Origin of the sequence: Mesorhizobium sp. B3-1-8 (genome assembly GCF_006439495.1) — a bacterium.
Taxonomy (GTDB): Bacteria; Pseudomonadota; Alphaproteobacteria; order Rhizobiales; family Rhizobiaceae; genus Mesorhizobium.
This window is the reverse complement of the sequence record NZ_VFTK01000026.1, coordinates 81395-105049: the sequence shown is the minus strand read 5'-3', so window position 1 is coordinate 105049 and position 23655 is coordinate 81395. Positions and strand designations below refer to the sequence as shown.

Genomic DNA, 23655 nt, shown 5'->3' with positions numbered 1-23655 from the left:
AGTCGGGCGAATTCGCTCGCGGTGCTTTGAAGGCAGCGATCCTTCGCGCCCCCCTCTGTCCTGCCGGACATCTCCCCCACAGGTGGGGAGATTGGCTGTCACCGCGGCTTTCGCCAATCGCTGCCGTCGAAGAATAAGCGCTGTTGACGAAGCTGCTGATCTCCCCCCTTGTGGGGAGATGTCCGGCAGGACAGAGGGGGGCGCTGTCCCGCCGGCGCAAGAAAGGATTGCAGCCCATGACCGATCTTCCGACCCTGTCCCCCGTCGAAGCCCGTGTCCTCGGCTCGCTGATCGAGAAGAAGGAGCTGACGCCGGACGTCTATCCGCTGACGCTCAACGGCGCGCACCAGGCGGCCAACCAGAAGACGGCGCGCGAGCCGGTCATGGCTCTGGAGCTCACCGAGATCCGGCGGGCGCTGAGCTCGCTCGAGCAGAAGGGCCTGGTGCGGCAGGCCTTCGCCTCGCGCGTCGAGCGCTACGAGCATCTGATGGCGCAGCGCTTTTCGCTGACGACGCCGCAGATCGCGGTCATCGGCCTCTTGCTTCTGCGCGGCGCGCAGACGGCGCATGAATTGCTCGCGCGCTCGGAGCGCATGGCGCGCTTTGCCTCGATCGAGGAGCTGCGCGACAATCTCGACCTGATGATCGGCCGCCGTCCGCCGCTGATCCAATTGCTCGAACGCGCCCCCGGGCAGCGCGAGGAGCGCTATGTTCATTTGCTGAGTGGGCCGGTGGAAGCGGTGACGGCTCCGTGGCAGCCGGCAGCGACATCTTCGGATAGCGATCTCGAAGCGCGCGTGAAAGCGCTCGAGGAAGAGGTCGCGGCACTGCGCGCGAAGATCGACGCGCTGGGCGCCGGATAACAACCCGGCGTATCACCTCCTGTTGTAGATGCCGCTGGCCTCGCCCGTAGGGTCGACGAGCTTCAGTTCCCCTTCATCCAATTGCCAGCTGAACGAAACCGGCTTCAGGTCTTCAGCGCCAAGTTTCCAGTTTCCGGTGAGGTCCGGCCGGCAGCCATTGAACGATTTGTAGGTTCCCGATCTCGGCGTAAGCACCAGCGTGGAACCGTCCACTCTTGCCGTGCCGGTCATAGACCTCAGCGACTGAACCTGACCGCAGCCTTCGACCAGCGAGGACTGAAACAGGCTATATTCGGCACGCCCGCCGACGCCGAATGTGAAGGTGATGCTGCCGCCGCTGCCCGGCGCGCAATCGCCAAGCGGGTCGCAATACTGGCCGGTCGCGGCCGCAAAACTCCACTGGCCTACGAGCGCCACCGGTATCGGGCCGCAATGCGAGCGGGTCGTCGGCCCAATTCCCTGGCCGAAGCCGTCGGTGGCTGCCAAGGCCAACGATCCCGCCAGCGCAGCCAGGCCAACAATCCTCGCCCGCCCCAAACGCGAAAGGCCGGTCAGCATCCTTTGCTCGCCACAAGCTGTTTCAGATAGGTGAGCCGGGTGGAGATGACCTGGTTGGCGATGGCCATCTTGCCGGCAGGCGCCATGCCGCCATATTTCTTTGCCGCCGGGCGCGCGCCTTGAGCCGCCGCATAGTTTGCCGTCAATTGACGCAATTCCGCGCAGGACATGCCGGCATATTTGGCCTGCTCCTGCGGCGTGATGACACCCGCCTGCGACGCGGCCGCGGAATCGGCGGCCGCCATGGTGCCGAGGCCGATCGCCGCCGAAAGCGGGTTCAACCCGCCGCCGCCGGCCATGGCGCCGACCGCGCCCATCGCAAGGCCGGCCCCCTGAGGGCTTGTGCAGCCGGCGAGAACGAAAAGGCCGACAAGCGACGATATCGGAAAGACAGGTCTCGCGGTCATGGCCGGCGCTCGCCAAGGCGAGGCGGCAGTTTCAGGTCGCGATGGTCGGCTGCGCCTTTGCCGAGCGCGAGAGACAAAAGATAGACGCGAGGATTGAAGCCGGCTGACGACAATTGAGACAGCGTCTTGAACAGTTGCAGGTGATACATCGAACCCCCTTCGATCGTTTCCGAATGCGCTGCCGGCTTTGCCGAAGCGCGCCGCAAACTAGGCGAGGCCGGCGAGGGGCAGCTTGGACGAGGCGGCCCTTAAAGCGGCCAAAACGGCCCTGTATTGACGTTTCGGGAACCTCGGCGCATATCAGCGCGCCTCTGGAGCCGGTTCGTCCACAGCGGGAACCGGGCTCCAAAATTGGCGATGGTCCCGCGGGCCATCCGTCAGAGGCAGGGGGTGCCGATGACTGCGGCAAGGGGGCCGTCGGCTTCGTTCAGGCTGGTCACGGACATGGTCCCGGAGCGGGATCGTGTCGAGGTCATGCGCGAGGTCTATGGCCGCACGGTGCTGAAGGTCGATCTCGATCCGCTCGACCCGACGCATGTCGATATGCGGGTGCGCGCGCTGCCGGGGCTGGGCATCGCTACGGGCACCTGCTCGGCATTCCGGGTCTATCGTTCGACGACGCTGATCGACAGCGACGATCTTGTCCTGCTCGCGGCACTGGACGGCGCAAGCGTGATGAAGCATCGCGGCCGTGAGGAGCCGGTCGGCGGCGGCCACGCGCTGATGATGAGCGGTGAAGAAGTCGGCCTCAACGTCATCCAGCCGGGCGGCATCCGCTTCGTCAATATGAGCTTTTCCCTCAAACAGCTTTCGCCGCTGATCGGCGATCCCGCGATCGCGCTGATGCGGCCGCTACCGACCGGCACCGGAGCGATGCGGCTGCTGATCGACTATGTCCATTCGGTCCAGGATGCGGGCGACGGGCTCAGCCCGGAAGAGCTGCATGTGGCGGCAACGCATATCTTCGATCTGGCGGCGCTTGCCATCGGCGGGACGAGGGACGCGGTGGAAATCGCGCGCGGGCGCGGCGTACGAGTGGCGCGGCTGCGTGCCATCAAGGCAGACATCATCGCCAGAGGCGGCGACCTTTCGGCCGAGGATGTCGCTAGGCGCCACCGGCTTTCGACGCGCTATGTGCGCAAGTTGTTCGAAAGCGACGGCACGTCTTTGTCGGAGTTCATGCTGCGCCAGCGGCTGCTGCACGCGCATCGCATGCTCTGCGATCCGCGCAACGCCGGGCGCAGCATCACTGCGATCGCGTTCGAGGCCGGCTTCAACGACCTCTCCCATTTCAACCGGGCGTTCCGGCGCCGCTATGACGCGACGCCGTCGGATGTCCGTGCCGCCGCTCTCAAGGGTTGACTGCCGAGGGCGACGCCGTTTCCCGTCTCACCCCAATTTCGCGTCCAGCGACACCTTGATCGCGCCTAGCGCCTTCGACACCGGGCACTCGGCCTTGGCCTTCTCGGCCAGCTCCTTGAATTTCGCCGCGTCGATGCCCGGCACCTTGCCGACCAGGGTGATGGCGCTGCCGGTGATGCCGGTGCCGGGCACCAGCGTCACGACCGCCTTGGCGTCGAGCTCGGTGGCCGGCGTGCCGTTCTCGGCCAAAAAATGCGAAAGCTGCATGGCGTAGCAGCCGGCATGGGCGGCGGCGATCAGCTCTTCCGGATTGGTGCCGGACTTGCCGCTCTCGTCCTCGAAACGAGCCTTGAACGAATAGGGGGTGCCCTTCAAGGTGCCGCTCTGGGTGTCGAGCGTGCCCTTGCCCTCTTTCAAATTGCCTTTCCAGACGGCGTTTGCGGTGCGGTCCATGAAGTCCTCCTGGTCTGTTGGGGTTCTCGCCGGCAGGCGCCGGCGTTCCCTGTGACTATAGCGCGAGCGGGCCGGAAGACCATCCATGGCCTGGTATGATTGAGGTCGCGCGACGCGCTTCGAAAATTCTCCAAAAAAGCGCGTGCAAAAATGTCGGCTTTGATCTGACGGAAGCGTCCTGCGGGCGGCCACGGGTTCGTGGCCGGATGGAGGCCCGCATGGACAATCTGTTTTTCTCACTCTGGCGACGTTCGGGCGGCAAGCAGCAGCGCAAGGAGGACTTCTGGCTGGACCCGCCGCCATCCGGCTGCGGCCGGCTTTTGCTGGCGGTTGCCGTCATTGGGATCGGCGCATGGGTTCTCGACCATGCCGCGGCAGTCAAAGGCGCCGCTGACACCGTCAAGACCGCATCCTATGGTTTATCGCAATACGGGAGCTCGAAATGAAATATGTGCTGCTGGTCTATGGCGAGGAAAAGGACCTCTTCGCGCTTACCCCGCGGGAATCGGCCAAGCTCGATGCCGATTCGCTCGCCTATGACAGGGAGCTCGACCGGCAAGGCAAGCTGATCGTCGCGCAGGCGCTGCAACCGGTGAAGATGTCGAAGTCGCTCAGGCGGCGCCAAGGCAAACGGCTGGTGACCGACGGGCCGTTCGCCGAGACCAAGGAGCAGCTGCTGGGTTTCCTTATGGTCGAGGCGGCGGATCTCGACGAAGCGCTGGCGATCGCCGACCGCGTTCCGCTGGCCGAGTTCGGCACCGTCGAGGTCAGGGCGATCTACGACATACCGGGGTCATAAGCCTGGTATGGATCCGGCGCGGTTGGCGCTGTCCCTTGCGCGATCATAGCTTCAGCGTTTCTTCACCTGTCGCAACCGTTGCGTGTTGAAGCAGGGCCGCGCTTCTCTTATTGTCGCCGCGATTTCGGGGGAATTCGGCATGCCTTTCCTGATCGCCATCCTCGGCCTGCTCGGAGCGGCCGCCATCTGGTGGTACCGGCTGAAATATATGAGCGACGCCGCGCGCGAGGTCGCCGATGTCGTCGGGCGCGTCCAGGGCAACATCCGCCGCAAGAAATTGCGCAACCAGGCCGCGCTCTCGCCGCTGACGGCGATCGACGATCCGGTGGTGGCGGCGGCGACGCTGATCACCGCGATCGTCTCGGAGCACGGCCCGGTCCTGCCGCAGCGCGAGGCGGTCATCCGCGAGGTGATCGCGCGGATCGCCGAGAATGCGAAGAAGACCGACGAGGCGGTCGTCTACGCCAAATGGGCGGCTTCTCAGGTCGACGACACGACGCTCGTCATCGACAAGCTGGCGCCGTTCCTGCGCGAACGCCTCGATCCGCATGAGCGGGACGACCTGCTCAGGATGATGGACCGGGTCGCGCAGGGCGGCGGGCAGAGCCTCAAGATCGCCGACCAGCGGATGCTGAGGTTGCGGCAGAAGCTGGGCTTCGAAGTGAACTAAAGCGCGTCGCGCTGAAGCGGATTCTGGCGACGCGCTTTAGGTCGTTGCTTGATGCATGTCGTTGTCGCAAAACCGAGGTCACTTTTGCGCGACATGCATTAAGCCGAGCTGCAGCGGCCGGATCGCCTGCCTTCACGATTTGCCGAAACGCCTCTCGCCTCGTCACTCTATGTCGAAGGCCTACGCCAATCGGCAAACGCTCAGATCGCCTCGCCCTTCAACAGTCGTGGGGTTTCGCCGGACAGCCCCGAAGCCTGGCGGATGAAGAATTCTTTCAACCTCGGCATGCGCTCGACCAGCCCTAGGCCGAGATCGCGTACGGCGCGCAGCGGGCCGAGGTCGTTGGAGAACAGCCGGTTCAAAACGTCGGTGGTGACGCCCATCTGCAGCGTGTCGAAGCGGCGCCATTGCTGGTAGCGCTCGAGCACGTCGAGCGCGCCGATATCCTGGCCGAGCCGGTCGGCCTCGACCACGACTTCGGCGAGCGCCGCGACATCCTTGAAGCCGAGATTGAGGCCCTGGCCGGCGATCGGGTGGATGCCATGCGCGGCGTCGCCGGCCAGCGCGAAGCGCGGCGCGACAAAGGCGCGGGCGAGCGTCAGGCCGAGCGGCCAGGCGCGCGGCTTGTCGGCGACGCTTATTTCGCCGAGCTTCAGGCCGAAGCGCTGCTCCAGATCGTGCTCGAAGACGAACTCGTCGCCGTCGACCAGCGCCTTGGCATCTTGCGTGCGCTCCACCCAGACGATCGACGAGCGGTTGGTGCCATCCTTGTCCGGCTTCAGCGGCAGCGTCGCGAACGGGCCGGCCGGCAGGAAATGTTCTTCGGCGCAGCCATTGTGCGGGCGCTCATGCGCCACCGTGCAGACGATGCCGGACTGGCCGTATTCCCATTTTACGGTCTTGATGCCGGCCATGTCGCGCAGCCTGGAGTTGACGCCGTCGGCGGCGATCAGCAGCCGCGCCTTCAGCGCGGCGCCGTCGGCCAGGTGCACGGTGATGCCGGCGCCGTTCACATCGAAGGCGCTGACCGCCATGCCTTCGATGATGTCGATGCCGAGCTTTTCGGCGCGCCGGCGCAGCGCGCCGTTCAGGTCGCGGTTTGCGACCATGTGGGCGAAAGGCTCGCCGGGCGCCACCTCGCCGTCGAAGGTCAGGAACACCGGACGCACCGGGTCGGCGGCGCGCGAATCGGTGATGATCATTTCGGTGATCGCCTGCGCTTCCGGCGCGATCTCTTCCCAGACGCCGAGCTGCTCCAGCATGCGGCTGGCCGCCGCCGCTATGGCCGAGGCGCGGCCGTCGCGCTGCCAGACGCCGGCAGGGGCCGCGTCGACGATGGCGATGGCGAGGCCCGGCCGCGCCTGTTTCAGCGACACGGCCGCGGTGAGGCCGACATAGCCCGCGCCGGCGATGAGCACGTCCAGAGCCTCGCGCTTTCCATTGGCCCCTGCTCCGTCCGGCTTGCGGTCGACCATGGCATCATCCTTTCACGGCTTCGGCCGGCCGCCGCTTGCGGCCTTGACTGCCCGCACGTCCTGTCCGAAACCGGCCATGGCACATCCTCGAAGGATTTCAAACATGACAGCGGCCATGGACGAGCTTCTCGACATTCTCGACCTCGAACAGCTCGAACACAATCTGTATCGTGGTCGCAGCCCCAAGGTCGACTGGCAGCGCGTCTTCGGCGGCCAGACCATCGCCCAGGCGCTGGTCGCCGCGCAGCGCACCGTCGAGCCCGAACGTCACGTGCATTCGTTGCACGGCTATTTCATGCGGCCGGGCGATACCAAGCTGCCGATCGTCTACGAGGTCGACCGCATCCGCGACGGCGGCTCCTTCACCACGCGCCGGGTCGTTGCGATCCAGCATGGCCAGGCGATCTTCTCGCTGGAGGCTTCCTTCCAGCAGGACGAGGTCGGGCTCGAGCACCAGCTGCCGATGCCGCGCGACGTGCCGGCGCCCGACACGCTGCTCACCCAGCGCGAGCTGCTCGGCAAGTTCGGCGAGGCGGTTCCGGAAGGCATCAGGCGCTACTGGGAGCGCGACCGGCCGATCGAGATGAAGCCGGTGATGCTGAAGCACTACACGAGCCGCGAGAAGCTGGAGCCGCAGCAGAACATCTGGATCCGCACCACCGGCCCGGTGCCGGAAAACCGCGCGACGCAGGCGGCCGTGCTCGCCTACCTTTCCGACATGACGCTGCTCGACACCTCGACCTTCGCGCATGGCCGCGCCATCTTCGACCGCGACATCCAGGCCGCCAGCCTCGACCACGCCATGTGGTTCCACCGCAGCCATTCGCTGGACGACTGGATCCTCTACAACCAGGACAGTCCGTCGACCCAAGGGTCGCGCGGCTTCACCCGCGGCTCGCTGTTCGCGCGGGATGGAACGCTGATCGCCTCGGTCGCCCAGGAAGGCCTCATCCGGCTCAAACGCTGAGCCGGCTTCAAAGTCTGCCTGCTAAACGCGCTTTTTTGATTTTATGCCTATTTTTTAGGCAATGGCTCCGCCATGCCTGTGCGCGAATGATGTGCACCGGCCGCCCATTCTGTTTGTTTACAACAGGTTAACACCCTGCTTCGGCAACTGGCACGGAGCTTGAATCCTATGGGACACTCTCCGGCTCTCCTCGGGATCGGTGAAGGTGTGCAAACGCGGGGGACCGCAACAGCAAAGGGTGAAACCTTATGAAAATCGTGATGGCAATCATCAAGCCGTTCAAGCTCGACGAGGTGCGCGAAGCGCTCACCGCCGTCGGCATCCAGGGCCTGACCGTCACCGAGGTCAAAGGCTACGGGCGTCAGAAGGGGCATACGGAAATCTATCGCGGCGCGGAATACGCGGTCAGCTTCCTGCCCAAGATCAAGATCGAGGTCGCCGTCGGCGCCGACATGGTCGACAAGGCCGTCGAAGCCATCACCGCGGCCGCCAAGACCGGCCAGATCGGCGACGGCAAGATCTTCGTCTTCGGCATCGACCAGGCGGTACGCATCCGCACCGGCGAAACAGACACCGACGCGCTCTAAGCGGCGACCATCCATTCCAACGGAGAGTTCAATGAATATTCCTTCCACCTTGAAGACGACGGGACGCGCGGCCGCTTCGCTCGCGCTCGTGGCCATGAGCACCGTCGCCGCCATCGCGCAGGAAGCCGCCCCGGCAGCCACCGCCGCGGCGCCCGCCGCGCCGGCACCGGCGCTCGACACCGGCAACACCGCCTGGATGCTCACCTCGACGGCGCTGGTGCTGATGATGACCATCCCGGGCCTGGCGCTGTTCTACGGCGGCATGGTGCGTAAGAAGAACGTGCTCGCCACCATCATGCAGAGCTTCGCCATCACCTGCCTGGTGACCGTGCTGTGGTTCATGTTCGGCTATTCGCTGGCCTTCACGACCAATGAATCCGCCAGCTTGAATGCTTATATCGGCGGCTTCTCGCGGTTCTTCCACCATGGCATCACCGTCTCGACGCTTTGGCTGCCGGGTGTCTCGAACATCCCCGAGTTCGTCTTCTCGATGTTCCAGATGACCTTCGCCATCATCACGCCGGCGCTGATCGCCGGCGCCTTCGCCGAGCGTATGAAATTCTCGGCGCTGCTAATCTTCATGGGCTTGTGGCTGGTCTTCGTCTATGCGCCGATCGCGCACTGGGTGTGGGGCGGCGGCTTCCTTGGCGCGGCCGGCGTGCTCGACTTCGCCGGCGGCACGGTCGTCCACATCAACGCCGGTGTCGCGGGCCTGGTCTGCGCGCTGGTTCTCGGAAAGCGCGAAGGCTACGGCACCACCAACATGGCGCCGCACAACCTGGTCTATTCCGTCATCGGCGCCTCGCTGCTGTGGGTCGGCTGGTTCGGCTTCAACGCCGGTTCGGAACTCGCCGCAGACGGCCTCGCGGGTGCCGCCATGATGAACACGCAGGTCGCAACCGCCGCCGCGGCGCTGGCCTGGATGTTCGCCGAATGGATCGTCGCCAAGAAGCCTTCGGTTCTCGGCATCATCTCGGGCGCCGTCGCCGGCCTCGTCGCGGTGACGCCGGCTTCCGGCTTCGTCAACCCAACCGGCGCCTTCATCGTCGGCATCATCGCCGGCGTGGTCTGCTACCTCTCGGCGGTCAAGCTCAAGCATGCGCTCGGCTATGACGACTCGCTCGATGCCTTCGGCGTGCATGGCATCGGCGGTATCGTCGGCGCCCTGCTCACCGGCGCGCTGGCCGATCCGGCCATCAACGCCCTTGGCAAGGACGCTTCGGTGGGCAAGCAGCTCTACGGCATCGTCTTCACCATCCTGTGGACGGCGATCGCCACCTTCGTGATCCTCTACATCGTCAAGGCCCTGGTCGGCCTGCGTCCGTCGACCCAGGAAGAGGTGGAAGGCCTCGATGTCACCCAGCACGGCGAAGTGGTGCCGTAAGGCCGTCTTCGTCAGGGGCCGGCGGATCCTCCTCCCGCCGGCCCGAATTCCTCCCAAGATCCCGTCGTGCGCTCCCGAAAGGGGCTCACGCCTTGAGGCCCGGAACAACCTTCCTGGCCTCTTTTTTGTTCGGCGCCTGCCAGGCGAAGCTTCGATCACATTCACTTGATCGAGCCCATGTGAAACATCGACCCTCCAGATTCCGTAATGGGAAAGCGAGCGTCATCCAGGCGTCCGCCAAACAAGAGGGAAGGAACCAACTGATGAACATCAAGAACATCTTCCTGGGAGCAATGGCTCTTTCGATGATCAGCGGCGTTGCACTTGCCGGTGCTCTCGACGAGCCGGCCAACATGGCCCCGTTCTTCACCGATTCCAGCATGAAGACGATGAAGTCCGAGGCCGACTTCAAAGCAGCCTGGGCGGCGATGCCCAAGGACAAGCAGGACATGATGATGAAGGAATGCCAGGACGCGGCGATGAGCAAGCCTCACGCCGAGTTCTGCGGCAATCTGGTAACCTACGCCGGCAACAGGTGATTTGCGGCAGGTCGGGTCCGTTAGGGCCCGATCGCTTCGTCGTTTCAGGACACAGGGTGGCGGGCCGCGAGGCCTGCCATCTTTGTTCGAGCCGAGGCCCGGTAAAGGGCCATGGTTAATGCGGCCTTAACCTTCCCCCCGATAGTCTGGCGTTCGAATCTGCCGGAATGCGCCATGCGCCCGGCCAGGCAACGATCACGGGGAAGAGCATGCGTTCAGGCGCCTCAGCACCGCTCGCGCTGACCGATACGGGGCACGGCATCCAGGCATTCGCGCGGCGCCAGGTCGGGCGGCTGGTCGGCGCCGGGCTGTTCCTGTTCACCGCCTTCGGCATCGCGGCCTTGGCCACATGGAACGTCGCCGACCCGAGCTTCTCGCACGCCACCAGCAATGTCGTCACCAATGCCATGGGCTATGCCGGCGCGGTGTTCTCCGACCTCGCCATGCAGTTCTTCGGCCTTGCCGCCGTCGCCGGGCTGGTGCCGGCGGTGATCTGGGGTTTCCTTCTGTTTTCCGCGCGCGGGGTCGACAAATTGCCGAAGCGCGGCTTCGCGTGGTTCGGCTTTGCGCTCACTGCCGCGGCCATCGCCGGCTGCGTGACGCCGCCAAACACCTGGCCGCTGCCCACCGGCCTCGGCGGCGTGTTCGGCGACATGGTGCTGAAAATCCCGGGCATCGCGGTCGGCGGTTATCCGAAAGGCCTGTTCGCCAGCATCATAGCGGTCATCCTCGCAGCGCCGATGTTGTGGCTGTTCGCCTATGGCTCGGCGCTGATCGCGCGCAAGAACGGCTTTGCCGTCATGGAGCGCGCCGCTCGCCCCGATCCGCGCGAGCAGGACGAGATGCTGTTCGACGAGGATGAGGACGAGGGCGACGAAGGCATCCTCGCGCTCGGCGCCATTACCCATTGGTGGCTGTCGTTCAGGGCCTTCCTGCATCGCCGCGCCGAGCGCCGCAGGCGGGAGCGCGACGAATTCGAACCGCCGATGGAACCGAAGGCCAGCGCCTGGCGGCGCGCCGCCGAGCGTGTCGAATCGGCCGAGTTCGCCGAAGCCCGCATGAGCCCCGGCGGCCGCGCCCGCGTCGAGCCGGAATTCTTCGCCGCCATGGTCAATGACCGAAGCGTTTCAGTCGATCCGGCCAACCAGGATATCTTCGACGACGAACAGGACGAAGACGTCTACCTCGACGATTTCGACGACGAAGCGCCCGCCCAGCGGCGCGGCGCAGGCGCCAAGGTGCAGAATTTCCGCTCCGATGCCGCCACCCGCGTCGCGGCGCCGGCGGCGCGCCCCGTGCCGGGCGCGCGCGTCCAGCGCGAGGCGCAGACCTCGCTGATCGGTTCCGATACGTTCGAGATGCCGTCGCTGCATTTCCTGTCCGAGCCGAAGAACGTCGCCAAGGATCCAAGCCTGTCGAAGGACGCGCTGGAGCAGAACGCGCGCCTGCTCGAAGGCGTGCTGGAGGATTTCGGCGTCAAGGGCGAGATCATCCATGTCCGCCCCGGTCCCGTCGTCACGCTCTACGAGCTGGAGCCGGCGCCCGGCATCAAGTCCTCGCGCGTCATCGGCCTTTCCGACGATATCGCCCGCTCGATGAGCGCGATCGCCTGCCGCGTCGCCGTCGTGCCCGGCCGCAACGCCATCGGCATCGAGCTGCCCAACGCCAAGCGCGAGACGGTCTATCTCAGAGAGATCATGGCCAGCCGCGATTTCGAGACGACCAAGGCGAAGCTCGCGCTGGCGCTGGGCAAGACCATCAATGGCGAGGCGGTCATCGTCGACATCGCCAAGATGCCGCACGTGCTGGTCGCCGGCACCACCGGCTCCGGCAAGTCGGTCGCCATCAACACTATGATCCTGTCGCTGCTCTACAGGCTGACGCCGCAGGAATGCCGGCTGATCATGATCGACCCGAAGATGCTCGAACTTTCGGTCTATGACGGCATCCCGCATCTGCTTACGCCGGTCGTCACCGATCCCAAGAAGGCTGTCGTCGCGCTGAAATGGACGGTGCGCGAGATGGAGGACCGCTATCGCAAGATGTCCAAGGTCGGCGTGCGCAACATCGACGGCTTCAACGCGCGCGTCCAACAGGCCGAGAAGAAGGGCGAGAAGATCTCGCGCACGGTGCAGACCGGCTTCGACCGCCAGACCGGCGAGGCGATCTACGAGACCGAGGATCTCGATCTCGAGCCGATGCCCTATATCGTGGTCATCATCGACGAGATGGCCGACCTGATGATGGTGGCCGGCAAGGATATCGAGGGCGCGGTGCAGCGCCTGGCGCAGATGGCGCGCGCGGCCGGCATCCATGTCATCATGGCGACGCAGCGCCCGTCCGTCGACGTCATCACCGGCACCATCAAGGCCAATTTCCCGACCCGCATATCCTTCCAGGTGACGTCGAAGATCGACAGCCGCACTATCCTTGGCGAGCAGGGCGCCGAGCAGCTGCTCGGCATGGGCGACATGCTCTACATGGCTGGCGGCGGCCGCATCCAGCGCGTGCACGGCCCGTTCGTGTCGGACGACGAGGTCGAGAAGGTCGTCGGGCATCTGAAGCTGCAGGGCGTGCCGGAATATCTCGACGCCATCACCGAGGATGACGAGGAAGACGACGAGGACGGTCCGTCGGGCAAGGGCGGCTCCGGCGGCGGTGGCGGCGGCAATTTCGAGGATTCCGACGATCCCTACGACCAGGCAGTGGCGGTGGTGCTGCGCGACGGCAAGGCCTCGACCAGCTACATCCAGCGCCGGCTCGGCATCGGCTACAACCGCGCCGCCTCGATCATCGAGAAGATGGAGAAGGAAGGCATTGTCGGCCCGGCCAACCATGCCGGCAAACGCGAAATACTAGTGCCAACCGAAGAGGACAAGTTCTAGGGTTTGTCGATATTCAGGTGAGGCCGGCCTGCAAATGGCGGCTTCCTGCGCTTCCGGTGCTCACGTACGAAAAGTACGCTCCGCTCCGGCCTTCGCCGGCCGAAGCTCTCATAAGTGTCTCCGCTCTATGAAGGCTACGGTCGGCGTAGGCCGGTTCTCGGAAGTCACCATTTTCGTCTCGGCCTGACCTGAATCTCGACAAACCCTGGCCCGGCGAGACGCCGAAACGGGTCAGCAAGCAACTTGAAATCACCTTGTGCGTTTGTGCGATGGGCTGTCGCCCGCGCATATCCGACGGACCTGTCGCGCACCCGCCAAACTTAAGCCCTAGTGGGAGTCCAGAAACTGCGACGACACGAATCACAGGAAGCGACCGGCATGAAGACCCAGACAGAATTCGCCATCACCCGCCGCCAGGTCCTCGGCCTCGGCCTGATGCTTGGCGGAGCCGCCGCTCTCAACCTCGTGCCGGGCTACCAGCTCGTGGCCGCGGCGCAGGCCGCCGTACCGCCGGCGGCGCAGAAGATCGCCGACCATTTCTCCTCGGTGAAGTCGATGAGCGGCGAGTTCGTCCAGTTCGGCCCGAAAGGCGAGCAGACCGGCGGCAAGTTTTTCCTCGAACGCCCGGGCAAGATCCGCTTCAACTATGACGGATCCTCGAACTTCCGCGTCATCTCCGACGGCAAGTCGGTGGTGATCCTCAACAAGAAGCTCAACACCTCCGACCTCTATCCGCTGTCGAAGACGCCGCTGAAGCTGCTGCTCGACGACCGGATCGATCTCTCCGGCGGGCGCGTCAAGGCCATCAAGGAAGAGGACGACCTGACCACCATCAAGCTTTCCGACAAGTCGGTCTTCGGCAATGCGATGATCACCATGATGTTCGACCCGAAGACCTATGATCTGCGCCAGTGGACGATCACCGATGCTCAAGGCAAGGACACCACGGTGATGATCTTCAACACCAAGGAAGGCGTCAGCTTCCCGCCGGACACGTTTGCCATCGACTATACCGCGAACCGCGAGCTGAATACGAAAACCAGATAAGTTCTCCCCGTTTACGAGGAGAGATGCCCCGCAGAGCAAAGAGGGGCAGCGCTGACCCGGCCGTTGTCGCTTAGCTTGTTTTTGTCGCGCTTGGCTGGCACTAGTGCGGCGACTTTCGCCGTCCTGGACTCCGCCGCATGCCCTTCACCATCGCCACCTGGAACATCAACTCCGTGCGCCTGCGCATGCCGATCGTCGAGCGGCTCCTGAAAGAGCACGCGCCCGACGTGCTGTGCTTGCAGGAGACCAAGGTTCCCGACGAGCTGTTCTCGGAAAAAGCCTTCCGCAAGGCGGGCTACGAGCACATCCTGTTCCACGGCCAGAAAGGCTATCACGGCGTCGCTACCGTTGCCCGCCGTCCTATCGAGCTGGTCGAAAAGCGGCGGTTCTGCGAGATCGACGACAGCCGGCATCTGTCGGTCAGGGTGCAGGCGGGCGGCAAGTCGGTGCTGGTGCACAATTTCTACGTGCCGGCCGGCGGCGACGAGCCGGACCCGGAGATCAACCGCAAATTCAGGCACAAGCTCGATTTCGTCCATGAGATGAACGCCATGCCGGCGAGCCAGGACGAGCTATCCGCGTCGATCCTGGTCGGCGACCTGAACATCGCGCCGCAGGAGCATGACGTCTGGTCGCACAAGCAATTGCTCAACGTCGTCAGCCATACGCCGGTCGAGACGACAAATTTCGAGGCGATGCGCGAGGCCGGCGGTTGGGTTGACCTGATGCGGCTCAACGTGCCCGCCGAGCAGAAACTCTACACCTGGTGGAGCTACCGCGCGAAGGACTGGGAAGCCTCCAACAGGGGGCGCAGGCTCGATCACGTGTGGTCGTCAGCCAATCTGGTGCCGAGCTTCACCGGCTACGAGATCCTGCACGCGGCGCGCGGCTGGGAGAAGCCGTCCGATCATGTGCCGGTTATTGCACGGTTCGATCTGGATTAGCGTGGGACGGCGGGAGGGGCGCCTGCCTTTGCGGTCGTCATTCTAGGGCGGAGCAAGGAGCGAAGCGACGCGCGCAGACCCTAGAATGACGAGGCGCTCTCTGGCCGACGTCTACCGCTACCCCGTAAACCGCGGACCCAATTCCTCGATGCGGGCGATCATCTGCTGGAATTCCTCCAAGATGCGCGCGTGCAGTTGCACGGCGAGGTCCGGATACTCCTCCAGGATGCGGCGGAACATCTTGCGGCTCAGCCGGATCACTTCCGAATCGACCGCAGCGGAGGCGCTGGTCAGCCGGTTGGTGTCGGCGATCAGCGCCAGTTCGCTCAGCATGGTGCCCGGGCCTGCCGTACCGATCGGGACGCGTTCACCGCCCAGCTCCCGATAGAGTGCGATCAAGCCGCTGACCACAATGTAGGCAGAGTCAGCGACGTCGTCCTCGCGGTAGAGCTTATGGTCGGCCTGGAGCACGGTGGTCTCGGCGCCGAAGGCGAGCAAGCGCAGCTGTTCCTGCGTGAAGCCCTGGAAAAGCTTCACGCTGGACAGGATTTGGATGTCGTCATCCAGCGCCATCCTAGCTGTGTCCCCGAGCGGTCAGTCCAGTCCCTCCTTTGGAGCGGCGCGCCCTCCTGGGCGCGCGAGAAACGCTCCACCGTGCATCGTGCGATGCGTGCAACGAGCCGATCCATCACCCTCCCAGCACCAGAATCGCACCCGAAGCGGTCCCGCCCCGACCGCTCATTCCGTTTGTTTCGGCGCAATTCCGGACGGAAAACCGCCTCACACTTTTCCTGGAATTGCTCTAGATCATGAATGTTTAAGGAACCAGCTTGTAGCCGCCGCTTTCTGTCACAAGAATTTCGGCATTGGAAGGATCGCGCTCGATCTTCTGGCGCAACCGGTAGACATGGGTCTCCAACGTGTGCGTGGTGACGCCGGAATTGTAGCCCCAGACCTCTTCCAACAGCACGTCGCGCGTCACCACCTTCTGGTCCGCGCGGTAGAGATACTTGATGATCGAGGCTTCCTTCTCGGTCAGCCGCACCTTGGCGCCGCGCGGATCGATCAGCAGCTTCTGGCTGGGCTTGAACGTATAGGGGCCGACGGAGAAGGTCGCGTCCTCGCTCTGCTCATGCTGGCGAAGCTGGGCGCGGATGCGGGCTAACAGCACGGCGAAGCGGAAAGGCTTGGTCACATAATCGTTGGCGCCGGCCTCGAGACCCAGAATCGTGTCGGAATCGGTGTCATGGCCGGTCAGCATGATGATCGGCGCCTTGTAGCCGCCCTTGCGCAGGATTTTCACCGCCTCGCGGCCATCCATGTCGGGCAGACCGACATCCATGATGAGCAGGTCGACGACGCCGCCGCGCGCCGCGGCAACGCCTTTTGCGGCGGTCGATTCCTGCTGGACGTCGAATTCTTCGTAGAGCGCCAGTTGCTCGACCAGGGTGGCGCGCAGGTCGTCGTCATCATCGACGATCAGGATGGTGCGTGATGTCATGGATCAATCCGTTGTTTTAAAAAGAATATTCAGTTGACCTCCCCCCATTTATGCGGAAGCTCACCGGCGCAACAGCCGATCACAGTGATTTGTTCCGTGAGACAATCATACAAGAAAAAACGCGCGCGCAATGAGGCGGCCGCATTTTTGCCGAAAGCCTTGCGTGTTTTGGTCGTGCGCGCACGGCCCGGCAATCCGGCGCAAGGATTCCTGCAGGCCGGCAAAACGGTGTTTCCCTGCGCCTTGGGGCGCGGCGGCATCACCGCCAACAAGCATGAAGGGGACGGCGCGACGCCGTTGGCGTCGATGCGCATCCTGTCAGGCTATTTTCGGGGCGATCATTTCGCGGGCGGGCGCAGGACGAGGCTGCCGATGGTGCCGATCGGTCCGGATCTCGGCTGGTGCGAGGTGCCGGACGACCGCAATTACAACCGGCCGGTGAAGATCCCCTATGGCGCGAGCCATGAGCGGATGCGGCGCGACGACCGGCTCTACGATGTCTGCCTGATGCTCGACTGGAACATCGCGCCGCGCCGGCGCGGCCGCGGCAGCGCGATCTTCTTCCATCTGGCCCGGCCGGGTTTCACGCCGACGCAAGGGTGCGTGGCGGTGACGGCGCGGACCATGGCGAGACTGCTTCCGTTGCTGTCGGACAGGACGGTGGTGCGGGTAGTTAGATAGGCAGTAGGCAGTAGGCAGTAGGCAGTAGGCAGTAGGCAGTAGGGCTCTCTTTCTATTGCCTACTGCCTAATCCCTACTGCCTCTTTCCCGGTTTCTGCCAGCCCGTGCCGAGCAGGCCGATTTCGCGAAGCTCCCGGTCCATCGCCTTTGCCACATCCCGGCGCTCGGCGCCGATGTCGCGCAACTGGCTGCTGGGGAGGTCTTCGACCGACTCGTGGGGCAGTCGGGCGGCGACCCGGGCCTGGCGCAGCCAATCGCGTGCCGAACGCAGCCAAAGGGTGAGGCCGGAAGGGCGTTCCAGGGAGGTGCAGGACTTCAGGGCGATCTCAGTCATGGCTCTATCCGTGTTCTCCGGATATCAAATCCGGTTTGATAGTGTTTCGATGAAGCCATCATGCCGGATTGAAAAACAAACGAGAAACGAGTAGTTCTTTTTCGATCATCAAGTTTTATTTGGAGGTCTCATGTCCAAGCTGCTGCCCGGAACGCGTGCGCTGCGGACGTTCGAAGCGGCCGCCAGGCATCTCAACTTCACCCGCGCCGCCGACGAGCTCGGCCTGACCCCGGCGGCGGTCAGCCACCAGATCAAGGAAATCGAGGATCAGCTCGATCTGGTGCTGTTCACACGCACCAGCCGCACCATCCGGCTGACCGAGGCAGGCAGCGTGCTTCTGGAGGCCTCGGTCGATGCGCTCGACCTGCTCAACCGTGCCGTCAGCCGCGCCCGCAAGATGACGCGCGGCACGGCACTGCTGAAGGTGACGCTCGACGCCCAATTCGCGACGAAATGGCTGATGCGGCGGGTCGACGATTTCCGCAAGCAGAAGCCGGGCGTCGAGCTGCGTTTCGACATCACCTACGATGTACGGGATTTCGACCTTGACGACGTCGATGTCGGCATCCGCTTCGGCACCGGCAGATATCCGGGGCTCACCGCGCACCGGCTGTTCGAAAACATCATCATCCCGGTGTGCAGCCCGGCACTCCTTGCCTCTGGTCCGCCGCTGAAGGAGCCGCGCGATCTCTTCAACCATACGCTGGCGCATATCGAATGGTCGCGGCAGGGCGTGACATGGCCGAACTGGCGCATGTGGATGCAGGCGGCCGGCGTCGACGATTTCGACGACAGCCGCACGCTGGTGTTCAGGTCCTCGACGGATGCCACGCAGGCGGCGCTCGACGGCAACGCGGTGGCGCTGGCCGATTTCGCCATGGTGGCAAACGACCTTTCGCAAGGGCGGCTGGTGCGCCCTTTCGAGCTCGGCATCAAGGTCGCGCCGGACTTTGCCTATTTCCTGGTCTACCCCGAGGCCGCGAAGGACGACGCGCGCATCGCCGCCTTCCGCGAATGGCTTACCGAGGAAGCGGCGAGGACGCCGACATAGAGTAGGATGGTCAGCCCGCGGGCGCGGCCGGCGCGCCGAACCAGCCGATGATGGCGCCGATGATCAGCATCACGCCCAGCCAGTGGCCGGCATCGATCAGCGTCAGGGCCCAGCCGAAGCCTTCATAGCGGTGGTTGACGGTGAGCGTGGTGGCGATGAATCCGAGCCAGAGCACGAAGCCGAACAGCAACCCGGCGATCGGGTTCGGCTCGCCGCCGGTTATGGCGCCCACCACCAGTGTCAGGACGAGCGCCATGATGAGCTCGGCGACGAAGCTGACGATGAAGGGAACGGCCGAGCGTTTCATGGTCGCGGGGTCGAGCTTGGCCGCCTTCAGCCAGGGCTTGCTCAAGCCCATGTACCAGGCGGCGCCGAACAACCATGCCACGACAGCGGCGGCGATCACCGCCAGCCAGTTCACGACCGAAAAATCCATGCTTTCCCCTCCAAGTCGATAGGCGATGGAACGCTTGTTCGGCAATTCCGTCAAGCAAGGCGCCAGACAGTCGTGCGCTTGACCTCGGCGTCCTCCAACACGCGCGTCACCGGAACCTGGTAGACGGCCAGCGACTCCAACCCGATGCTGGGGAGATAGGCGCGGCCCGGATCGCCGACGAGGATCTCGGCGCCGCGCGCGTTCAGGGACGTGAACCAGGGCAGCAAGCTGTCGGCGAAAGCCTTGTCGTAGAAGACGTCGCCGGCAAGCACGACGTCCCAGCCATCGTCGGAGCCGACACAATTCGTACCGAGGAATTGCGCTTCGACGGCGTTGGCTTCGAGGTTGAGCGCGATCGCCGTCTCGCAAAACGGATCGATGTCGGCGGCGATCACCTTTGCCGCGCCGGCTTTCATCGCCGCGATGGCGACGAGGCCGGAACCGGAAGCGAAGTCGAGCACCCGTTTGCCGCGCACCGTTCCGGGATTGTCGAGCACATAGCGGGCGAGACCCTGGCCGCCGGCCCAGGCAAAGGCCCAGAAAGGCGGCGGCAGGCCGATCTCGGCCAGCTCCTCCTCGGTGCGCAGCCACAGATCATGCGCCTCGTCGGCGAGATGCAAAAACACTTCCGGCACATGCGGCGGCGCCATCATCGCCGTGTTGTCGAGGATGAATTTTCTCGCGCTCTTCGGCGTGAGCTTCGTCACGGCGCCGGGTTGAGCTCGGCCATGCGGCAGACCTCTTTCCATTCGGCCGGCGTCACCGGCTGAACGGAAAGCCGGCCGAGCCGAACCAGCGCCATCTCGGCGAGCTTGGGATTGGCCTTGACCTGTTCCAGCGTCACCGGCTTCGGCACGTCCCTGTAAGCGCGGATTTCGACGCATTCCCAGCGCGGATCGTCCGTCGTGGTGTCGGGATGGGCCAGCGCGCAGACCTCGGCGATGCCGACGATGTCGAGCCCCTCATTGGAATGATAGAAGAAGCCGAGATCGCCGATCTGCATCGTCTTCATGTTGTTGCGTGCGGCGTAGTTGCGCACGCCGTCCCACTGCGTGCCGGCCTTGCCCTTGGCCTTCAGCGCATCGAAGGAAAAGACCGAGGGTTCGGACTTGAACAGCCAGTAGTTCATTTTGCTCCTCCTGCGGCGCTTGGCTCCGCGAATTAACTAGCCGCCGGCTTGTTGAAGGTCCAGTTCCACTGGCGGATTTCAACGCTCTCGAACAGGCCTGCCTTGGCATAGGGATCGGCCGCCGACAGCGCCTGCGCCGCTACCAGATCAGGCGCCTCGACCACGACCAGGCTGCCGTCCGGCTTGCCCTCGGTGTTGAGGAAAGGCCCCGCGAAGGCGAGCTTGCCCTCGGCGTTCAGGCCTTCGAGGAAGGCGACATGGGGCGGCCTTGTATCGATGCGCAGCTGCAGGCTGCCGGGCTTGTCCTTGCAAATCAACGCAAACAGCATGTCTAAAACTCCGATGGTCAGATGTCGGTTTCGGTTTTGAGCGGGCGTGTCATCAGGGCGGTCACGGCTTGGCCGATGGTTATCTTACCGTCGAGGATGGCGGCGACGGCGGAGATGATCGGGGCCTCGATGCCGCGCTCGGCGGCGATTCGGGCGGCAATGCCGGCCGTCGGCACGCCTTCGGCCAGCGGCAGGCCGGCAAGCGGCTTGCCCTGGCCCAGCGCCAAGCCATAGGCGAAGTTGCGCGACTGCGATGACGAACAGGTGAGCAAGAGGTCGCCGAGGCCGGAAAGCCCCATCAGCGTCTCGGGCCTGGCGCCGAAGGCGGCACCGATGCGGCGCAATTCGACGAAGCCGCGCGTCACCATGGCGGCCTGGGCGCTGGCCCCAAGCCCGGCGCCGGTGACCGCGCCGGCGGCAATGGCAAAGACGTTCTTCAGCGCGCCGCCGATCTCGACGCCGATCAGGTCGTCGCTAGAATAGCAGCGCAGGTTCTCCGCCGAGAAGCGCGCGGCGAGCTCCGCTGCAAGATCGCCTTCGCGAGCGGCAACCACGACTGCCGTCGGCAGGCCGCGCGCGACATCGCTGGCGAAGCTCGGACCGGACAGTGCCGCGACCGGATTGCCCGGCAGGCTTTCAGCGACGATCGCCGACAGCAGCGCGCCGGTGTCGCGCTCGATGCCCTTGGCGCAAAGCACCAGCGGCACGCCTGCGGGGACGTGGTTGCGTGCATCGGCCAGAACCGCGCGCAGCGACTGCGCCGGTGTCACGGCGAGCACGCAGTCGGCGCCGTCGAGCGCCCCGGCCATATTGCTGGTGGCGGCGATGCCCGGCGCGATCCGGATGCCGGGCAGGTAGCGCGGGTTCTCGCCGCGGGCGACGGCGGCCACGGTTTCGGCGTCTCGCGCATAGAGCCGGACGTCATGGCCGGCGCGCAGCATGGCCAGCGCCAGCGCCGTGCCCCAGGCGCCGCCGCCCAGCACCGCAACGCACCAGCTGCCTGATTGCTTGCCGCTCGTTCTCTTCGCTGTCATGCCTTGGCCCCGCGTCGGCCCGAGCCGACCAGGGGCATGGAAACGCTGTCCAGCGGCCAGCGCGAGCGCGGCACGAAATCGGCGGTGTTTTCGTCGGCGATGCCGGCGCGCAGCCGCTCGATGCCGGCCCAGGCGATCATCGCCGCGTTGTCGGTGCAGAGCTTTTGCGGCGGCGCGACGAAGGCGAAGCCGGCTTGCGAACAAAGCGCTTCAAGCGTTGTCTTGATGGTGCGGTTGGCGGCGACGCCGCCGGCGACGACCAGCGCCGGCTTCGCCTGGCCGGGGAATTCCTGGCGGAAGCGGGCAAGCGCGCGCGCCACGCGGTCGCCCAATGCGTCGGCCACCGCCGCCTGGAAAGAGGCGCAGATATCGGCGACGTCCTGGTCGCTGATCGGCGCGATGGCGGTTGCCGCCTGGCGCACCGCGGTCTTGAGGCCGGAGAATGAAAAGTCCGGCTGCGCCGAGCCCTTCATCGGACGCGGGAAGGCAAAACGGCGGGGATCGCCGCTGGCCGCGGCCTTCTCGACATTCGGCCCGCCGGGATAGGGCAGGCCGAGCATCTTGGCCGTCTTGTCGAAGGCTTCGCCCAACGCATCGTCGATGGTGGTCGCCCAGCGCTGGTAATCGCCGACACCGCGCACCGCGACGATCTGGGTGTGGCCGCCGGAGACGAGCAGGAGAAGGTAGGGGAAATCGAGACCGTCGGTCAGCCGCGCCGTCAGCGCGTGGCCTTCGAGGTGGTTGATGGCGATCAGCGGCTTGTTGGCGGCGGCGGCGATCGCCTTGGCGGTCATCAAGCCGACGATCAGCCCACCGACCAGACCCGGCCCCGCCGTCGCGGCAATCGCGTCGACCTCGTCGAGCGAGACCGACGAGTCGGCAAGTGCTGCCTCGATGATGCCGTCCAGCGCCTCGACATGGGCGCGCGCGGCAATCTCCGGCACGACACCGCCGAAGGCCGCATGCTCCTCGATCTGGCTGAGCACGATGTTGGACAGGATTTCGGGCGCGGAGCCGCCGTCCAGCGCCACCACGCTGGCCGCCGTCTCGTCGCAACTCGTCTCAATGCCCAGAACGCGGATCAATTGGTCGCTGTCCACAAAGATTGTGTCGCCGGAGGTCTGTCGATATTCAGGTGATGCCGGCCTGCAAATGGCGGGTTTCTGCGCCTCCGGTGCTCACGTACCCAAAAGTACGATCCGCTCCGGTTCTCGAAACCCACCGTTTTCGGCTCGGCCTGACCTTGAATCTCGGCAGACCTCGAGTTCACTCGGGGGTTATCACGGACCGCGCGCCATGCAAACTTTGAAAATCGGAACACGCGGCAGCCCGCTGGCGCTCGCCCAGGCGCATGAGACGCGGGCGCGGCTGATGCAGGCGCATGGGCTGCCCGAGCAGGCATTCGAAGTGATGCCGATCTCGACAAGCGGCGACCGCATCCAGGACCGGCCGCTGTCGGAAGCCGGCGGCAAGGGCCTGTTCACCAAGGAAATCGAAGAAGCGCTGCTCGATGGCCGCATCGACATCGCCGTGCATTCATCGAAGGACATGCCGACGGTGCTGCCCGACGGATTGGAGCTTACCACGTTCCTGCCGCGCGAGGACGCCCGCGACGCCTTCATCGGCAAGAAGGTGAAACGGATCGCCGACCTGCCACATGGCGCGATCGTCGGATCGTCATCGCTTCGCCGCCAGGCGCTGCTTCGCCGCATGCGGCCGGATTTCGAGGTGGTGATGTTCCGCGGCAATGTGCAGACGCGGCTGCGCAAGCTGGACGAAGGCGTCGCCGAGGGCACCATCCTCGCCTATGCCGGGCTGAAGCGGCTCGGGCTCGAACATGTCGTCACCGACCTGATGCCGCTGGAGGCTTTCCCGCCGGCGCCGGGGCAAGGCGCGATCGGCATCGAAACGCGCATCGGCGACCGCGACGTCGAGAAGATGCTGGCGGCGATCCATCACGTGCCGACCGGCCAGGCGCTGGCCTGCGAGCGCGCCTTCCTCGCCGCGCTCGACGGCTCGTGCCGCACGCCGATCGCCGGTCATGCGACGGTCTCGGGCGAGAAACTGTCCTTCGCCGGGCTGATCATCTCGCCCGACGGCACGGAATCGCATGAGGTCCGGCTGGAAGGCGAGGCCGCGGACGCGGCGGAGATCGGCCTGGACGCCGCGCGGACGGTTCGCGCCAGGGCCGGTGCTAAATTCTTCGACGGCTGGGCCTGA

Annotated in this window: 29 protein-coding genes; 15 read left to right on the top strand and 14 right to left on the bottom strand. The window is 65.0% G+C overall.

All coding sequences use genetic code 11. The features are described from left to right. Window positions 1–236 precede the first annotated feature (236 nt). A complete protein-coding gene (locus tag FJ424_RS23105) occupies window positions 237–863 on the top strand; it encodes a DUF480 domain-containing protein (protein ID WP_140658653.1) in 627 nt (208 codons plus the stop codon). Window positions 864–875: 12 nt separating this feature from the next. Here FJ424_RS23105 and FJ424_RS23100 read toward each other — a convergent pair whose 3' ends face one another. The 3 genes from FJ424_RS23100 to FJ424_RS23090 all read right to left on the bottom strand — a co-directional run bounded on the left by FJ424_RS23100 (window position 876) and on the right by FJ424_RS23090 (window position 1977). Next, window positions 876–1349, bottom strand: coding sequence for a hypothetical protein (locus FJ424_RS23100; RefSeq protein WP_181182157.1), 474 nt, complete (start codon window positions 1347–1349; stop codon window positions 876–878). 65 nt (window positions 1350–1414) lie between these two features. Then, window positions 1415–1828, bottom strand: coding sequence for a hypothetical protein (locus FJ424_RS23095; RefSeq protein ID WP_181166909.1), 414 nt, complete (start codon window positions 1826–1828; stop codon window positions 1415–1417). Further along, window positions 1825–1977: a hypothetical protein gene (locus FJ424_RS23090; protein WP_140658655.1), complete on the bottom strand. Its 153-nt coding sequence runs from the start codon at window positions 1975–1977 to the stop codon at window positions 1825–1827. Before FJ424_RS23090 ends, FJ424_RS23095 begins: the two co-directional genes overlap by 4 nt. A 247-nt stretch (window positions 1978–2224) precedes the next feature. Between FJ424_RS23090 and FJ424_RS23085 the strand changes: the two genes are divergently transcribed. Then, complete coding sequence (locus tag FJ424_RS23085) at window positions 2225–3190, top strand: AraC family transcriptional regulator (protein WP_140658656.1); 966 nt, start codon at window positions 2225–2227, stop codon at window positions 3188–3190. A 27-nt stretch (window positions 3191–3217) separates the two neighbouring features. On the opposite strand, the gene FJ424_RS23080 is transcribed toward FJ424_RS23085, so the two are convergent. Further along, on the bottom strand, window positions 3218–3643 hold the full coding sequence (locus FJ424_RS23080) for an OsmC family protein (protein WP_140646052.1): 426 nt from the start codon (window positions 3641–3643) through the stop codon (window positions 3218–3220). 218 nt (window positions 3644–3861) lie between these two features. On the opposite strand from FJ424_RS23080, the gene FJ424_RS23075 reads away from it, so the two are divergent. The 3 genes from FJ424_RS23075 (at window position 3862) to FJ424_RS23065 (ending at window position 5112) form a co-directional block, all read left to right on the top strand. Further along, window positions 3862–4089 (top strand): hypothetical protein, encoded by a 228-nt coding sequence (locus FJ424_RS23075; RefSeq protein ID WP_140658657.1) that lies wholly within the window; start codon window positions 3862–3864, stop codon window positions 4087–4089. Beyond that, window positions 4086–4442, top strand: coding sequence for a YciI family protein (locus tag FJ424_RS23070; RefSeq protein WP_140646054.1), 357 nt, complete (start codon window positions 4086–4088; stop codon window positions 4440–4442). Before FJ424_RS23075 ends, FJ424_RS23070 begins: the two co-directional genes overlap by 4 nt. A 139-nt stretch (window positions 4443–4581) precedes the next feature. Continuing rightward, on the top strand, window positions 4582–5112 hold the full coding sequence (locus FJ424_RS23065) for a hypothetical protein (RefSeq protein ID WP_140658658.1): 531 nt from the start codon (window positions 4582–4584) through the stop codon (window positions 5110–5112). Window positions 5113–5312: 200 nt separating this feature from the next. On the opposite strand, the gene FJ424_RS23060 is transcribed toward FJ424_RS23065, so the two are convergent. Then, window positions 5313–6587: a ubiquinone biosynthesis hydroxylase gene (locus FJ424_RS23060; RefSeq protein WP_140658659.1), complete on the bottom strand. Its 1275-nt coding sequence runs from the start codon at window positions 6585–6587 to the stop codon at window positions 5313–5315. Window positions 6588–6690: 103 nt separating this feature from the next. Between FJ424_RS23060 and tesB the strand changes: the two genes are divergently transcribed. From tesB to xth, 7 genes are all read left to right on the top strand, one after another. Next, on the top strand, window positions 6691–7554 hold the full coding sequence (gene tesB, locus FJ424_RS23055) for an acyl-CoA thioesterase II (protein WP_140646056.1): 864 nt from the start codon (window positions 6691–6693) through the stop codon (window positions 7552–7554). A 248-nt stretch (window positions 7555–7802) separates the two neighbouring features. Continuing rightward, the gene (locus FJ424_RS23050) at window positions 7803–8141 is read left to right on the top strand and encodes a P-II family nitrogen regulator (protein ID WP_006327120.1); all 339 of its coding nucleotides are present in this window, start codon (window positions 7803–7805) and stop codon (window positions 8139–8141) included. Window positions 8142–8235: 94 nt separating this feature from the next. Further along, window positions 8236–9525 (top strand): ammonium transporter, encoded by a 1290-nt coding sequence (locus tag FJ424_RS23045; protein ID WP_281405341.1) that lies wholly within the window; start codon window positions 8236–8238, stop codon window positions 9523–9525. 263 nt (window positions 9526–9788) lie between these two features. Next, window positions 9789–10064 carry a hypothetical protein gene (locus FJ424_RS23040; protein ID WP_140658660.1) on the top strand — a complete coding sequence of 92 codons (276 nt, stop codon included), beginning with the start codon at window positions 9789–9791 and terminating at the stop codon, window positions 10062–10064. 209 nt (window positions 10065–10273) lie between these two features. Then, entirely contained in the window at window positions 10274–12949 is a 2676-nt protein-coding gene (locus FJ424_RS23035; RefSeq protein WP_140658661.1) for a DNA translocase FtsK, read from the top strand. A gap of 378 nt (window positions 12950–13327) precedes the next feature. Beyond that, window positions 13328–13996: an outer membrane lipoprotein carrier protein LolA gene (locus FJ424_RS23030; RefSeq protein ID WP_140646060.1), complete on the top strand. Its 669-nt coding sequence runs from the start codon at window positions 13328–13330 to the stop codon at window positions 13994–13996. A gap of 137 nt (window positions 13997–14133) precedes the next feature. Beyond that, window positions 14134–14940: an exodeoxyribonuclease III gene (xth, locus tag FJ424_RS23025; RefSeq protein WP_140658662.1), complete on the top strand. Its 807-nt coding sequence runs from the start codon at window positions 14134–14136 to the stop codon at window positions 14938–14940. Between the two features lie 117 nt (window positions 14941–15057). Here the strand turns inward: xth and FJ424_RS23020 are convergent, their stop codons facing one another. Together FJ424_RS23020 and FJ424_RS23015 are read right to left on the bottom strand one after the other, a co-directional pair. After that, on the bottom strand, window positions 15058–15513 hold the full coding sequence (locus FJ424_RS23020) for a cyclic nucleotide-binding domain-containing protein (RefSeq protein ID WP_140658663.1): 456 nt from the start codon (window positions 15511–15513) through the stop codon (window positions 15058–15060). A 244-nt stretch (window positions 15514–15757) separates the two neighbouring features. Then, window positions 15758–16441, bottom strand: coding sequence for a response regulator transcription factor (locus tag FJ424_RS23015; protein WP_040991447.1), 684 nt, complete (start codon window positions 16439–16441; stop codon window positions 15758–15760). An 84-nt stretch (window positions 16442–16525) separates the two neighbouring features. Here FJ424_RS23015 and FJ424_RS23010 point away from each other — a divergent pair, with 84 nt between their 5' ends. Next, window positions 16526–17122, top strand: a complete 597-nt coding sequence (locus tag FJ424_RS23010; protein WP_140658664.1) for a L,D-transpeptidase — start codon at window positions 16526–16528, stop codon at window positions 17120–17122. A 73-nt stretch (window positions 17123–17195) separates the two neighbouring features. Here the strand turns inward: FJ424_RS23010 and FJ424_RS23005 are convergent, their stop codons facing one another. Continuing rightward, window positions 17196–17456 (bottom strand): hypothetical protein, encoded by a 261-nt coding sequence (locus FJ424_RS23005; protein ID WP_140658665.1) that lies wholly within the window; start codon window positions 17454–17456, stop codon window positions 17196–17198. Window positions 17457–17586: 130 nt separating this feature from the next. On the opposite strand from FJ424_RS23005, the gene gcvA reads away from it, so the two are divergent. Continuing rightward, on the top strand, window positions 17587–18507 hold the full coding sequence (gene gcvA, locus FJ424_RS23000) for a transcriptional regulator GcvA (RefSeq protein ID WP_140658666.1): 921 nt from the start codon (window positions 17587–17589) through the stop codon (window positions 18505–18507). 10 nt (window positions 18508–18517) lie between these two features. On the opposite strand, the gene FJ424_RS22995 is transcribed toward gcvA, so the two are convergent. The 6 genes from FJ424_RS22995 to tsaD are packed head-to-tail and all read right to left on the bottom strand — an operon-like array spanning window position 18518 to window position 22517. Beyond that, window positions 18518–18943 (bottom strand): DUF1761 domain-containing protein, encoded by a 426-nt coding sequence (locus FJ424_RS22995; RefSeq protein ID WP_140658667.1) that lies wholly within the window; start codon window positions 18941–18943, stop codon window positions 18518–18520. 50 nt (window positions 18944–18993) lie between these two features. Further along, a complete protein-coding gene (locus tag FJ424_RS22990) occupies window positions 18994–19692 on the bottom strand; it encodes a methyltransferase (protein WP_181182158.1) in 699 nt (232 codons plus the stop codon). Beyond that, window positions 19647–20072 carry an EVE domain-containing protein gene (locus FJ424_RS22985; protein ID WP_140658669.1) on the bottom strand — a complete coding sequence of 142 codons (426 nt, stop codon included), beginning with the start codon at window positions 20070–20072 and terminating at the stop codon, window positions 19647–19649. The genes FJ424_RS22990 and FJ424_RS22985 overlap by 46 nt, the downstream gene beginning before the upstream one ends. Before the next feature lie 32 nt (window positions 20073–20104). Next, complete coding sequence (locus FJ424_RS22980) at window positions 20105–20401, bottom strand: YciI-like protein (RefSeq protein ID WP_140658670.1); 297 nt, start codon at window positions 20399–20401, stop codon at window positions 20105–20107. Between the two features lie 17 nt (window positions 20402–20418). Further along, window positions 20419–21435, bottom strand: a complete 1017-nt coding sequence (locus tag FJ424_RS22975) for an NAD(P)H-dependent glycerol-3-phosphate dehydrogenase (RefSeq protein WP_140658671.1) — start codon at window positions 21433–21435, stop codon at window positions 20419–20421. Next, window positions 21432–22517, bottom strand: a complete 1086-nt coding sequence (gene tsaD / locus FJ424_RS22970) for a tRNA (adenosine(37)-N6)-threonylcarbamoyltransferase complex transferase subunit TsaD (protein ID WP_181182161.1) — start codon at window positions 22515–22517, stop codon at window positions 21432–21434. The genes FJ424_RS22975 and tsaD overlap by 4 nt, the downstream gene beginning before the upstream one ends. Window positions 22518–22731: 214 nt before the next feature. Between tsaD and hemC the strand changes: the two genes are divergently transcribed. Continuing rightward, complete coding sequence (gene hemC, locus FJ424_RS22965; RefSeq protein ID WP_140658673.1) at window positions 22732–23655, top strand: hydroxymethylbilane synthase; 924 nt, start codon at window positions 22732–22734, stop codon at window positions 23653–23655.